The sequence below is a fragment of the Dyella mobilis genome, assembly GCF_016904945.1.
Classification (GTDB): Bacteria; Pseudomonadota; Gammaproteobacteria; order Xanthomonadales; family Rhodanobacteraceae; genus Dyella_B; species Dyella_B mobilis.
On sequence record NZ_JADIKF010000040.1, the window covers coordinates 809,200 to 821,741 of the forward strand.

Here is a 12,542-nt window from a genome sequence, read left to right on the forward strand (position 1 = left end):
CCCTTGCCTGCTGATGCAGGAAAGGGCGCAATTCACCGCATACATTGATTACTTCGCAGGCTTGGCTTTATTGCGGCTGGCTTTCCAGGCCGTCAGCCGCTCCTTGATGTAGCGATCGTAGTCGTAGCCGGTCTCCAGCTTCGGCGTGGGCCGGTGCGTACCTTGTTGTGCGTCGGGCACCGGCAGGCGCGATACCAGGTCGGCATACACTTCCTGCAAGTGCGAAGGCCGATTGGCGGACGGATTGGTGCCGCTCGATACGGGTACGACAACACCGCTCAACGGATCGTCCGTGCGCGCCGTGGCAAGGCTCAGCACCGCCGCCACATCCGGCGCCGCCGCATCGCGTGCGCTCAAGGCCGGAATGCTCCAACGCTGCTCCACCGTCTTGAGCACCGAGGTGTGATCGAACGGCACGGACCCCTGCGGTACGCGAAACACCGTGCCGGCCGGAATCAGCGGCGAGATCAGCAAGGTCGGCACGCGCGGCCCGAAACGCGTGAAATCGAATCCGTATTCGCCCGCGCTGGAGTCCGGCGGCGTGGCGCCGGAAGGCGGCGGAACGTGATCGTAGCAACCACCATGCTCGTCATACGTCACGATCAGCAAGGTCTGGTTCCATGCCGGCCCATTGCGCAGGGCGTAATAGACGTCATGCAGAAATTGTTCGCCCAGCGCTACGTCATAGTTGGGATGCTGGCTGTTGCCGGTCGAACCCCAGCTCGGTTCGAGGAACGAATACGCGGGCAGCGAACCGCTCGCCGCATCGCTCTGGAAATTGCTGAACTCGCCAAAGAAAGTGTCGGCCAGGCCGGTCAGGTCGGTAAACGTTTGGCGCGTCAGCGGGTCCGCATCGTAGCCGTAGATTTTCCAGCTGACGTTCTGCTTGGTCAGCGACGTGTAGATAGTCGCCGCGGTGAAGGTCTTGGTCTTGTCGTCCATGTGTCCCTGCGAAGTGGCCGCATGGACGAAGGCACGATTGGGCAGCGTTTCGGTAGGCGCCGAACCGTACCAGTAGTCGCACACCGCAAAGCCACGCGCCAGCGCGGACAACACCGGCAAGGTCTCCGGAGTGTGGATGCCCATGATGTCGTTGGCGACGGTGCCGGCGAGGATCGTGTAGTTTTCCTTCGCCTCCCAACCTAGCGTATAGGCAAAATTGGTGACGAAACCCTGGTTGGTCGCCACCGGCGGCGTCGGCGCCGTATTGCTGCCGAACAGCTGCGAGTTGGTAGCGGTGTAGCCTTCGCCCGGGTCGGCACCCGGCATGTAGTACGTGCTCGCAGTCGCCGGCTGGATCTTGAACACGGCTACCGGATCGGTACCGCCGGTACCGGGATTGGTCTCCGTGCCTTTCAAGCCTTCGAAGGGCTGCCCGGCCGGCGAGACATTGCCGGCATCGGCGTACAGAAAACCCAGCATGTGATCGAAGGAGCGGTTTTCCAGCATCAGCACGACGATGTGGTTGATCGACGACAGCGAATTCGCAGGAGCAGCAGACATGGAGCACCTCGCAATGGAAGACGACGCATTTCGCCACAACGGATGTTCAGCCAGCGTCGTCGCGATTCATGCGACGAAAGTAATGCGCGATTGTGACCGTTTGGAGCAATGCGGTCGGCAGGCTCACACCGGATCCAGGTATGGTGCCATCACGTCCTTCAACCACTCCATGAAAATGTGCACGCGCGCCGAAAGATTGCGCCGTTGCGCATAAAGCAGCGACACCGGCATCGGTTCCGCTCGGTACTGCGGCAACACTTCAACCAGGCGACCTTGCTCCAGCAGATGCACCAGTCCCGCCCTGGGCGCCTGGATGATGCCCATCCCGGCGAGGCAACCTTCCTGGTAGGCATCGATGCTGTTGACCGTCAGCACACCTTGCATCGGTACGTAGCGGCACTGCGTCCCTTCCAGATACTCGAAACCCGGCGAGCGCCGCCCCAATGTGGGTACATAGTGGATCAGCCTGTGCTGCACCAAATCGTCGAGTTCGCGTGGCACGCCGTGTTCTTCCAGGTAAGCCGGGCTGGCGCAGTTGATGATCGGAAATTGCCCCAGCGGCCGAACGACCAGGCTGGAATCTTCCAGATTCCCCACGCGCAGGACGCAATCGAAACCCTCGCCCACCACGTCGACGCGGCGATCCGTGCAACTCAATTCCACCTGCAGCTGCGGATGTTCGCGCAAAAATTGCGGCAACCGCGGAATAACGCGCCGGGCGATGCTGCCGTTCATGTCGACGCGCAAGCGACCGCTGATCGACTGCGGGGCTTGCTGGAACATGCCGGCCAGCTCGTCCATATCGGCCAGCAGGTCTTTGCAGCGCTCGTAAAAGCGCAGGCCGTCCTGGGTCATCTGCACCTTGCGCGTGGTGCGATGGAGCAATTGCGTACCCAACTGCGCCTCCAACTGCTGCACGGCAGTCGAAGCGCTAGCCTTGGGCAACCCGAGGTGATCGGCGGCCTTGGTGAAACTGGCCAGTTCCGCGACCCGCACGAAGATGTGCATGGCTTCGATCCGGTTCATGAGCTTCTCCAGTCGGGCCTCAATTGTTCGTAATAGACGAACACACAACTCATGATCCGACCATTTATGCGCCGAGTACAGATCAATATGCTGGGCGCCGTTGGTTCACCTTCCCACTAGCCGGAGATACCCATGAGCACGCAAACCCCGATCGCCCTGATTACCGGCGGCAGCCGCGGACTGGGCCGCAGCATGGCCCTGGCCCTGGCCAGCCACGGCACCGACGTGGTGCTGACCTACCGCTCCAACAAGGCCGAAGCCGACGCGGTCGTCGCCGCCATCCAGCAACAGGGCCGCCGTGCCGTCGCCTTGCAACTGGATGTCGGCAAGGCATCCACCTTCGCCGCCTTTGCCGGGCAATTGCGTGCTGCGCTCAACGATCAATGGCAGCGCAGCCAGTTCGATTACCTGGTGAACAACGCCGGCATCGGCGTTCACGCCAGCTTCGCCGAAACCTCCGAGGCACAGTTCGACGAACTGGTGAGTGTGCATTTGAAGGGTACGTTCTTCCTGACCCAGGCACTGCTGCCCCTGATCGCCGACGGCGGCCGCATCCTCAACATCTCCAGTGGCCTGGCGCGCTTTGCACTGCCCGGCTATTCGGCCTACGCCGCAATGAAAGGCGCGATCGAAGTGCTCACCCGCTATCTCGCCAAGGAACTTGGTGCGCGCCGCATCGCAGTGAACACCTTGGCACCCGGCGCCATCGAAACCGACTTCGGCGGCGGCGTGGTGCGCGACAACGCCGACGTGAACGCCTTCGTCGCATCGCAAACCGCATTGGGCCGCGTAGGCCTGCCGGACGATATCGGCGGCGCCGTGGTCGCGCTGCTGTCGAACGAAAGCGGCTGGATCAACGGGCAACGCATCGAAGCATCGGGCGGCATGTTCATCTAGGGCCTTTTAGCACCTGCGCACTACTCTCCGAACGGTGTACCTTTGCGGTCTGACATCGTTCGGGGAGTCGTTGTGGTCAGCTACAGCCCATTGCATTCCACGCCTAGCCGCGAGCAGGCGCTGCACGCTCTCTACGAGGCGGCCGAGCTCGAGCACTGCCTGATGTGCACCTATCTGTACGCGGCCTTCTCGCTGAAATCGTCGATCGACGAAGGGCTGACAGCCGAGCAGTTGGAAGCGGTCACGCGCTGGCGCCATCTCATTCTGCAAGTGGCCACGGAAGAAATGGGCCACCTGATGGCGGTGTGGAACATTACCGTCGCATTGGGTGGAGCGCCGCGCATCGGGCGCTCCAACTTCCCGCTCGATCCCGGTTATCTGCCAGCCGGCGTAGTCGTAAAACTCGCGCCATTCAACGCGGCAACCTTGCAGCATTTCATCTACCTGGAACGACCGGCCGACTCCAACGAACCGGACGGCGACGGCTTTGCGCCGGAGCGCGTGTTCTCGCGCGGCGCCACCGGCCCGCGCCTGACCCCCATGGGCATGGATTACGACACCGTCGGCGCCTTCTACCAGACCCTGGGCAACGGCCTGCGCCTGCTGGCCGAAGCGCACGGCGAAGACGGCGCGATGTGCGGCGACGCATCGCTGCAATTGTCGTCCGAGGAAGTCGCCCTGCCTGGCGCCAAGCGCGTGATCTGCCTGAAAACCGCGCTCGCGGCATTCAACGCCATCATCACGCAGGGCGAAGGCGCGCAGCACAATACCGCCGATTCGCATTACCAGAAATTTGCTTCGATCCGTGCGGAGTATCAGCAGTTGCTGGCCGCCGATCCCGATTTCGTACCGGCCTTTCCGGCAGCCACCAATCCCGTGCTACGCCGCCCGCCGCGTCCCGAAGGGCGGGTGTGGATCGAGGACGAGCGCGCCATCGCTACGGTCGACCTGGCCAATGCCGCCTACGGTTTGATGCTGCGCCTGCTTGCCTATACCTATGCCGTGCCCAAAGGCGATCCGGACAAGACCTTGTCGCTGGATCTGGCCATCGGCCTCATGCACGCTCTGACGCCCTTGGCCGAGCGCGCCGCGCGCTTGCCGGCCGGTCCATCGAATCCGAACTGTCATGCGGGCGTGTCGTTCATCACCTTGCGCGATGCTTCCGCGCTACCGCCCGGTCCCGGCGCGCGCCGCTTTTTCTGCGAGCGCTTCCAGCAACTGGCCGAAGCGGCGGAGCGCATGCGTGAACCGGGCGATCCGCGCACGACAGCCGCGGCATCGATCCTTGCCCGGCTGGCGCAACGCGCCAAGCAGGACTTCGACCTCACCCGTCCGGCGCCGTGGGCCATACCTGCCGCAGCCTCCCCAAACACCACTTCGCCGGCTCCCACCCCCGCGCCCGCCGCATCCGTGCAGGATGGCATCGAGCAGGTCGACGGCAAGCAGCTCACGATCCTGTTCGAAACGAAGCGCTGCATTCACGCGCGTTTCTGCGTAACGGGTGCGCCTACTGTGTTCCTGGCCAACGTACAGGGTCCGTGGATCCATCCCGACACGATGGATGCGGAGCGCCTGGTGGATATCGCGCATGCTTGCCCTTCGGGTGCGATTCGTTACCAGAGGCACGACGGGCGTCCGGAGGAATCGGCCCCGCCGGTCAATCTCGCCGCAACCCGCGAAGCCGGCCCTTACGCTTTTCGCGGCGATCTTCGCCTCAACGGCGGCTTCGCCGGCTATCGCGCCACCTTGTGCCGGTGCGGCGCCTCGAAAAACAAACCTTTCTGCGACGGCTCGCACCACGATGCCGGCTTCACCGCAACGGGCGAGCCACCCACCGGCGATGCGACCGAGGCATTGGCCGTGCGCAACGGTCCGCTGCACATCGACCCGCAACTCAACGGGCCGCTGAAAGTGCGCGGCAACCTGGAGATCACCAGCGGCACCGGCCGCATGGTCGCCCGGGTCACCAGTGCGTTCCTGTGCCGCTGCGGGCATAGCCAGAACAAGCCGTTCTGCGATGGGAGCCATGCAAAGGTCGGTTTCGTCGCCGACGGGGCCTGAGCTCACCCTGCCAACCGGCCCCTGCTTCCCACGAAACAGGGTGCCGCGCGCCCTTCGCCAGCGAATGTTCGTCCCTGCCTTTACAATACGCGGCTTGTCGTCGCGTGAGGGCTCTTCGTGATCATCCATCCCAAGGTTCGTGGCTTTATCTGCATTACGGCGCATCCGCTCGGTTGCGAGAAAAACGTGCAGGAACAAATCGACATCACCAAGGCCAGCGGCGCCTTCGCGGCCGGCCCCAAGCGGGTGTTGGTGATCGGCGCCTCGACCGGCTACGGACTGGCATCGCGCATCACGGCCGCCTTTGGCCATGGCGCCGCCACCCTCGGCGTGTTCCTTGAAAAGCCTTCCAGCGAGGCCAAGCCCGGCACGGCCGGCTGGTACAACTCGGCCGCATTCGACAAGCTCGCCAAGCAGGCCGGCTTGTACAGCCGCTCGATCAACGGCGATGCCTTTTCGCACGAGACCCGCCAGCGCGCGATCGAAGTGATCAAGAACGAAATGGGCGGCCCGATCGACCTGGTGGTCTATTCGCTGGCATCGCCTGTGCGCAAGCTGCCCGATACCGGCGAAGTGGTGCGCTCGGCACTGAAGACCATGGGCAACACCTTCACGGCATCGTCGGTCGACACCAACCGCGACACCGTCGTGCAGGCCACGGTCGAGCCGGCCACCGAGCAGGAAATCAAGGACACCGTCACCGTGATGGGCGGTGAAGACTGGGCGCTGTGGATCGACGCGCTGAGCAAGGCCGGCGTGCTGGCCAAGGACGCCACCACCATCGCCTACAGCTACGTCGGCACCGAAATCACCTGGCCGATCTACTGGCACGGCACGCTGGGCCAGGCCAAGCAGCATCTGGACAACACTGCGCGCGAACTGCGCACGCGCCATGCCGCCGAAGGCCTGCACGCCTATGTCGGCGTGATGAAATCCGTCGTCACCCAGGCCAGCTCGGCCATTCCGGTGATTCCGCTGTATGTCTCCATGGTGTTCCGCATCATGAAGGAAAAAGGCATCCACGAAGGCACCATCGAGCAGATCAACCGCTTGTTCCATCAGTGCCTGTATCGCCAGGACGGCAAGGCGCCGGAAACCGACCAGGAAGGCCGCCTGCGCCTGGACGACTGGGAACTGCGCGATGACGTGCAGCAGGCATGCAAGGCGCTGTGGCCCACCGTCACCACCGAAAACCTGTGGCAGGACACGGACTACGCCGGCTACAAGCACGAGTTCCTGAAGCTGTTTGGCTTCGATCGCAAAGACATCGATTACGACGCGGACGTGAGTCCGGACGTGCATTTCGACGTCGTCGAATCCTGAGCAGCTCAGCGCACTTCGATAACACTTCGTGCAGAGTCGTCATTCCCGCCCGGCGGGATTGCCGACCGCTCAGGCACGCAGAATCGCAATACCGAGCTTCGCAAACGGATCGGTCACCGCCTCGGGCGTATCGCCGTCCACCACCAAAGTCGTGGCAGCAGTCGCCTCCGCAATCACATAAGGCGACGCGGCATTGAGCTTCTCCGCCGAAGCCAACACCACCACTTCCGCGGCACGCGCCACCAGCGCGCGTTTCACGTACGCCTCCTCCAGGTCACCCGTGCTCAAGCCTTCGCTGGCATGCACCCCGGTAACACCCATGAAGTAGATATCGGCGCGGATGTGGCCGATGGCTTCGATCGCCGCCGCACCTACCGTCACGATGGAATGCTTGAACAGGCGTCCGCCGATCATCACCACCTCGACACCCGGGTGATCGACCAGCGCCACCGCGACACTGGGGCTGTGCGTCACCACCGTCGCCCGCAGCGTCTCGGGAAGCTGCCCGGCCAGCTGTACGCAGGTCGTTCCCCCGTCCAGGATCACCACCTGTCCCGATGAAATGAGGCTGGCCGCTGCGCGTGCGATGGCTGATTTGGCATCGACGCTGATCTGCTGTCTTTGCACGAAATCGCCGGCGGCCGGCGAGGAAGGCAAGGCCCCGCCATGCACCCGTTGCAGCAGACCCTCCGCCGCAAGTTCGCGCAAATCGCGCCGAACGGTGTCCTCTGAGACGTCAAAAGCCTCAGCCAGAACCTTGGCGACCACCTGCCCATCCCGCTGCAACGCAGCCAGGATGGCTTGTTTTCGATGACTGGTCAGCATGGCGTTTGCACGATATTCATTGACAATGCACGATATTGCACGATACCGTTTTTAGCAACCCCTCCCCCAGGACCCCAGCGATGAGCGAAACCGCCGAACGCATACGCCTGATTTCGAGCCAGGTGCTTTCCGACGACTGGTACCTGTTGAAGAAAACCACCTTCGACTTCCTGCGCGCCGACGGCAGTTGGCAACGCCAGCAGCGGGAAACCTACGATCGCGGCAACGGCGCCACCCTGCTGCTGTACCAGCTTGCCTCTCGCCGCGTGGTGCTGGTTCGACAGTTCCGCTTTCCCGCCTACGTCAATGGCCACCACGGCATGCTGGTGGAAACACCTGCCGGCCTGCTCGACCAGGCCTCACCCGAGCAGCGCATTCGCGCCGAAGCCGAAGAAGAAACCGGCTACCGCGTGGGCGAGGTTCGCAAGGTGTTCGAGGCTTTCATGAGCCCTGGCTCGGTAACGGAAAAGCTGTACTTCTTCGTCGCCGAATACGATGCCGGTTCAAAAGTCGGCCAAGGCGGCGGCCTCGAAGACGAAGGCGAGGACATCGAAGTGATGGAGCTGCCGTTCGACGAAGCGATGGCAATGGTGTGGCGCGGGGAAATTTGCGACGGCAAGACCATCATGCTGCTGCAGTACGCGGCGTTGCACATCTTCGCCGCTTGACTCATGCGACGCGCAATAAAAAAGGGCCGGTAAACCGGCCCTTTTCCACTGCATCTCAAACTCAACGCATGATGCCGGTATGCCCCAGCGAGTAGCGGCCGGGCTGCGGCCACACGGCCAGGCCGTGCGGCTCCATGCCGACCTTGACGATCTTCACCTTGCCGGTGGCCGTGTCGAACGCGTACACCACGTCATCGAAGCGGCCCGACAGCCACAACCATTTGCCATCGGCGGAAACGTTGCCCATATCCGGGCTGCCGCCACCGGGGATCGGCCAGTTGGCGACGACCTTGCGCGTGGCAAAATCGATCACCGACACGCTGCCCGGGCCGTTGCGCGGGCCGTGCACCTTGTTCGAGCCGCGATTGGCGACATACAGCTTGGTACCGTCGCGGCTGGGGTATTCGCCGTGGGTACCGATGCCGGTCTTGATGAAACCGATCTTGGTGAAGCTGTCGCCGTCGATCAGGAACACGCCGTCGGCCATCATGTCGGCCACATAGAACACCTTGCCGTCCGGAGAGACGCGGATGTCCTGCGGCATGCCGCCCTTGTGCAATTCGAGGTAGCCCACGACCTTCTGGTTGACCATGTCGATCTTGGCCACCTTGCCGCCGAATTCGCAGGTGAAGATCGCGTACTTGCCGTCGATGGAGAAATCGGCGTGGTTGATGCCCTTGCATTCGGGCACTTCCAGGCTGTGCTTCAGCGCCATGGTGTGCGCATCGCGGAAATCCAGGCGCGCATGCGCTTCGGCGACCACGATCGCTTCCTGGCCGTTCGGCGTGAAGTACATGTTGTACGGATCGTCGACCATCACTTCCTTGCCCGGCTTGCCGGTCATCGGGTCGATCGGGGTAAGGCTGCCGTCGTTGCGGCCTTCGGCGTTATTGGTGACCCACAGCGTCTTGAGGTCCCACGCCGGCACCACGTGCTGCGGGCTGCGGCCGACCTTGAATTTGTCGACCACGGTGAAGGTGGTCGGATCGATCACGTAGACATCGTTGGAGCGCAGGTTGGGCACGTAGATGCGCGTCAAGGCGCCCTTCACCGCCGGGCTGAACATGTTGCTGCCGGCGTTGCTGTACATGTCGCTGGGATTGGTCACCGGCGGCATGCCGGGAACGGTGGTTACCGTTTGCGCCACGGCGGCGGCAGAGATACACAGACCTGCCAGCACGGCACCGGCAAACGAGGCAAGACGCCCAAAACGATCAGATTTCACAGCAATTTCCCTAGGTAGAGAAGACAACGGATTTGTTTTCAGCCGGTCGGCGTCAGCGCCCCGCCGTATCTTTCCGGATGGCGTCGACCGTGCGCGAAACTATAGCATCGACCCCCAATTGGCCGAGTTCGGCGCTGGAACGATGCGGATCGCCGCCATACACGCCGTCGGCCGCACCCAGTTTCGGGCTGGCCTTGAGCGCATTCAGGCGCACCATTTGCGGTGCAACGGCAAGCTGCAGCGAGGTATCGGCCAGGCCGGCATGCGTGCCAATTTCGTCGTCGCGGTAGCCGCGCTGGCGCAGGATCTGGGCAAAGCCTTCCGAAGAAGCCTGGTAATACTCCGGCGGCAGGAAGGCACGCGCGTTGGTACCGGCCCAGGTCTTGTTGAGATGATCCACCACCAGCTTCAGGTCTTTCTGGTAACCGCCGTGATCGCCCAGGAAAACGATATTGCGAAAGCCGTGCACGGCGAAACTGTTGGCCGCCGACTCCAGCAGCTTTTCGAAGACGTCGTCGGGAATGGTGATGGTACCTGGGAAGCGCATGTGCGAAGTCGGCGGCGCATAGCCGCCCTCCGGCACGTAGGCAACCACCGGTGCCACCAGCGCATTGCCCAGCTTTTGCGCGATCGCGTCGGCGAGGTATTGCGCACGCACGTTGTGCTTGCCCACTGCCACGTACGGCCCGCTTTGCTCCGTGCCGCCGATGGGAATGATGAGCGTGGTCTTGCCCGCGCGAACCTGGTCGCGCAGCTCCGTCCAGGTCAGGTCTTGCACCTGGACAGTCCGCGGCGTTTGCGCAAGCGATGCACTGGCGGCGATCAGCAAAACGACAGACGCGATAACGCGTCGTAATGAATCATGCATGGTGGCGAATACGGCAAAGGGGATGCAGTGCCATATGGTTGCATGCCCCACTTGCTCATGCACGCCTGCCCGATGATTTGCCTGCGTTTTGCCTCATTCGCTGGCGGGGATGGCCCGGCGAAAAACGCTTTCCCAATACGCGATGCGCTCCGAATACACCTCGCGCACCGACTCTGGCTGGTCGTCCTGCAGACTGCGTACCAGCGTGATCGGCAGCGTCGCCGAGGCCATTTGCCGCCAGGTATCGGCCGCGTCCCGCAGATGGGAATGCGATGCCAGCAGCGCAGCAATCACTTGTTGATCCACCATCTGTTGCGCACTCAACGCCATCAGGCCTTCAAGCGCCATGTCAGTGCGTGCAGAGACAAACGCAACAGCCTCACCCCAATTTTTGAAGCTGACGTCCATGGACGGCTCCTCGCTGGAAGGGGAAGAACCCAGCCTATCACCAAGCGACGCGGAATTTTGTCATCAGCGCGTCTACGCCGTCGCTGCCTGTGAGCTTCCCTTAAGGTTCGCCGTCCCAATAATCGAGACCGTTTTCAGCGCGTTGCACCACACTTACGCGTGTCGCATCCGGTTGGTAGGCAATAGCTGAATATTTGCCCGAATCCGGATACTCCACCAATTCAGGTGTCTCACGCGTGCTGATCGACAGGTATTTCAGCGGCGCATCGGAGGTATTGATGATCTGATGCGGATAATCGGGCCCCGGCGGAATGAAGATCACGTCGCCGCAACCGATCGGCAGCAACTCTCCAGCCACGCGCAAGCTTCCCGAGCCTTCCAGCACGATGAACATTTCCTCTTGCGCGTAATGAAAATGATATGGGCAGGACCGCTTGCCCGGCGCCACCGTATCGATGGATGCACCCAGCTTGCTCGCCGCGGTGCCGGTACCCAGGCGTGCGCAAACCGTGTCGTAAAGCGGATCGCGCGTTTCGCGCACCGTGCTCGCTGCATTGAAATTGCGAATCAGCTTGCCGGCCAGTTCCCGTGCTCTTTCCGTCATCGAAGCTCCATTGCTCAACGAAGTTGACTGTCCTTGCTGCCACGCCGGTTATAGAGCGCAGCCGTACGCTCGGCATCCTGTGCCTCTTGGCATGCGACGCACAGGCGCACCCCGGGCACGGCGTTGCGCCGTGCTTCGGGAATGGGCGCATCGCACTCTTGGCAATGCGTCAAACCAGGGCCTTTCTTCAACTGGCGCCTGGCGCGCTGGACGGCATCGTTGACCGTGGCGTCGATCTGGTCCTGCACGGCGCCATCGCCAGCCCAACCGGTGGCCATGGGAGCCTCCTGAAACTTACCGACGAGCCTGTCATGTTACTCGCCGTCCACGAGCGGCGCAGCTTCATGCTGTCTGGGCATTCAGCACCGGCTCCCATACGTGATCGGGGTAGTAATGCCCCATCATCCGGTGCACATAGGCCACCAGGTTCGAGCGGGCCAGAACGGCCTGCCGCAAGGGCGTATCGAAGAACGGGGTCAGTACCGAGGCGAGTACGCCCAATGCCGTGGCGTCCACGCTGCTGGGCCGCTCGCCCATGAGGTAACGGCGGCCACCGAGCCACTGCGCCACAGCCTCGATGGAGCGCTCGCCCAGCCGGGCTATCTCCTCGGCGGAGTGGCGCCCGATGCCGTGCGCGCGCATATCCTCCTGCTTGCGCGCCTGCATTTGCTGGCGCAGTTGCTCGCGTTCGGCTTCAGGGGCGAAGTCGGCAAAGCGCGCCGGTCCCTTGGCGAAATTCTCCGGAACGATCCAGCGGAACCAGACCATGGCGAAGTACAGGTGATCTTCGAGCAGGCGCTCGATCGCCCACGATTCCGCGCGCTGGCGCGAATCCAGCCCGGCATCCAGGTCGATCCCGTATTTGCGTTCCAGGTGTTCGCGGATAAAAGTGGAATCGGCAACCACCTCGCCATCGTCGACGATGTAGGGCACCTTGCCCTTCGGCGCCTGCGGCGGAATGCACGATTCCCGCTGGTAAGCCAATCCGGCCATTTTCAGCTGCACTTCGGTCTTGATCACGAACGGGCTGGTATCGGGCATGCCGAAACCGGCGCGGGTAGCGTAAAGAGTGAGGGTCGAAGGCGACATGTCCATGGCTCGCAACAGGAAGGTAGGCGTAGCTTGGGGGCCTGC

13 protein-coding genes are annotated in these 12,542 nt (G+C 62.7%); 4 read left to right on the forward strand and 9 right to left on the reverse strand.

From position 1 onward, the window contains the following. Nucleotides 1-48: 48 nt before the first annotated feature. A complete protein-coding gene (locus ISS99_RS19950) occupies nt 49-1,503 on the reverse strand; it encodes an alkaline phosphatase family protein (protein WP_204633354.1) in 1,455 nt (484 codons plus the stop codon). 123 nt (nt 1,504-1,626) lie between these two features. Then, nucleotides 1,627-2,529 (reverse strand): LysR family transcriptional regulator, encoded by a 903-nt coding sequence (locus ISS99_RS19955; protein WP_204633355.1) that lies wholly within the window; start codon nt 2,527-2,529, stop codon nt 1,627-1,629. Nucleotides 2,530-2,661: 132 nt separating this feature from the next. On the opposite strand from ISS99_RS19955, the gene ISS99_RS19960 reads away from it, so the two are divergent. The 3 genes from ISS99_RS19960 (at nt 2,662) to fabV (ending at nt 6,810) form a co-directional block, all read left to right on the forward strand. Then, nucleotides 2,662-3,426 (forward strand): SDR family NAD(P)-dependent oxidoreductase, encoded by a 765-nt coding sequence (locus tag ISS99_RS19960; protein WP_204633356.1) that lies wholly within the window; start codon nt 2,662-2,664, stop codon nt 3,424-3,426. Nucleotides 3,427-3,498: 72 nt separating this feature from the next. Beyond that, nucleotides 3,499-5,487: a ferritin-like domain-containing protein gene (locus ISS99_RS23385; protein ID WP_284343676.1), complete on the forward strand. Its 1,989-nt coding sequence runs from the start codon at nt 3,499-3,501 to the stop codon at nt 5,485-5,487. Nucleotides 5,488-5,604: 117 nt separating this feature from the next. Beyond that, nucleotides 5,605-6,810: an enoyl-ACP reductase FabV gene (fabV, locus tag ISS99_RS19980; protein WP_204633357.1), complete on the forward strand. Its 1,206-nt coding sequence runs from the start codon at nt 5,605-5,607 to the stop codon at nt 6,808-6,810. Nucleotides 6,811-6,879: 69 nt separating this feature from the next. On the opposite strand, the gene ISS99_RS19985 is transcribed toward fabV, so the two are convergent. Continuing rightward, nucleotides 6,880-7,635, reverse strand: coding sequence for a DeoR/GlpR family DNA-binding transcription regulator (locus tag ISS99_RS19985; protein WP_204633358.1), 756 nt, complete (start codon nt 7,633-7,635; stop codon nt 6,880-6,882). An 80-nt stretch (nt 7,636-7,715) separates the two neighbouring features. On the opposite strand from ISS99_RS19985, the gene ISS99_RS19990 reads away from it, so the two are divergent. Beyond that, nucleotides 7,716-8,303, forward strand: a complete 588-nt coding sequence (locus ISS99_RS19990) for an NUDIX domain-containing protein (protein WP_204633359.1) — start codon at nt 7,716-7,718, stop codon at nt 8,301-8,303. Nucleotides 8,304-8,364: 61 nt separating this feature from the next. Here the strand turns inward: ISS99_RS19990 and ISS99_RS19995 are convergent, their stop codons facing one another. From ISS99_RS19995 to ISS99_RS20020, 6 genes are all read right to left on the reverse strand, one after another. Next, a complete protein-coding gene (locus ISS99_RS19995) occupies nt 8,365-9,528 on the reverse strand; it encodes a YncE family protein (RefSeq protein WP_284343675.1) in 1,164 nt (387 codons plus the stop codon). A gap of 52 nt (nt 9,529-9,580) precedes the next feature. Beyond that, nucleotides 9,581-10,306 (reverse strand): creatininase family protein, encoded by a 726-nt coding sequence (locus tag ISS99_RS20000; protein WP_284343674.1) that lies wholly within the window; start codon nt 10,304-10,306, stop codon nt 9,581-9,583. A gap of 183 nt (nt 10,307-10,489) precedes the next feature. After that, nucleotides 10,490-10,804, reverse strand: coding sequence for a hypothetical protein (locus ISS99_RS20005; RefSeq protein WP_204633361.1), 315 nt, complete (start codon nt 10,802-10,804; stop codon nt 10,490-10,492). Nucleotides 10,805-10,904: 100 nt separating this feature from the next. Then, complete coding sequence (locus ISS99_RS20010; RefSeq protein WP_204633362.1) at nt 10,905-11,408, reverse strand: cupin domain-containing protein; 504 nt, start codon at nt 11,406-11,408, stop codon at nt 10,905-10,907. 14 nt (nt 11,409-11,422) lie between these two features. Continuing rightward, nucleotides 11,423-11,686: a DksA/TraR family C4-type zinc finger protein gene (locus ISS99_RS20015; RefSeq protein ID WP_204633363.1), complete on the reverse strand. Its 264-nt coding sequence runs from the start codon at nt 11,684-11,686 to the stop codon at nt 11,423-11,425. A 64-nt stretch (nt 11,687-11,750) separates the two neighbouring features. Further along, on the reverse strand, nt 11,751-12,497 hold the full coding sequence (locus ISS99_RS20020) for a glutathione S-transferase family protein (RefSeq protein WP_204633364.1): 747 nt from the start codon (nt 12,495-12,497) through the stop codon (nt 11,751-11,753). Nucleotides 12,498-12,542: the final 45 nt, after the last annotated feature.

Excerpts from the sequence above, each read along its gene's own strand:
- ISS99_RS19950 (WP_204633354.1), bottom strand. The coding sequence starts at position 1,503 with ATGTCTGCTGCTCCTGCGAATTCGCTGTCGTCGATCAACCACATCGTC.
- ISS99_RS19955 (WP_204633355.1), bottom strand. The coding sequence starts at position 2,529 with ATGAACCGGATCGAAGCCATGCACATCTTCGTGCGGGTCGCGGAACTG.
- ISS99_RS19960 (WP_204633356.1), top strand. The coding sequence starts at position 2,662 with ATGAGCACGCAAACCCCGATCGCCCTGATTACCGGCGGCAGCCGCGGA.
- ISS99_RS19985 (WP_204633358.1), bottom strand. The coding sequence starts at position 7,635 with ATGCTGACCAGTCATCGAAAACAAGCCATCCTGGCTGCGTTGCAGCGG.
- ISS99_RS19990 (WP_204633359.1), top strand. The coding sequence starts at position 7,716 with ATGAGCGAAACCGCCGAACGCATACGCCTGATTTCGAGCCAGGTGCTT.
- ISS99_RS20005 (WP_204633361.1), bottom strand. The coding sequence starts at position 10,804 with ATGGACGTCAGCTTCAAAAATTGGGGTGAGGCTGTTGCGTTTGTCTCT.
- ISS99_RS20010 (WP_204633362.1), bottom strand. The coding sequence starts at position 11,408 with ATGACGGAAAGAGCACGGGAACTGGCCGGCAAGCTGATTCGCAATTTC.
- ISS99_RS20015 (WP_204633363.1), bottom strand. The coding sequence starts at position 11,686 with ATGGCCACCGGTTGGGCTGGCGATGGCGCCGTGCAGGACCAGATCGAC.
- ISS99_RS20020 (WP_204633364.1), bottom strand. The coding sequence starts at position 12,497 with ATGTCGCCTTCGACCCTCACTCTTTACGCTACCCGCGCCGGTTTCGGC.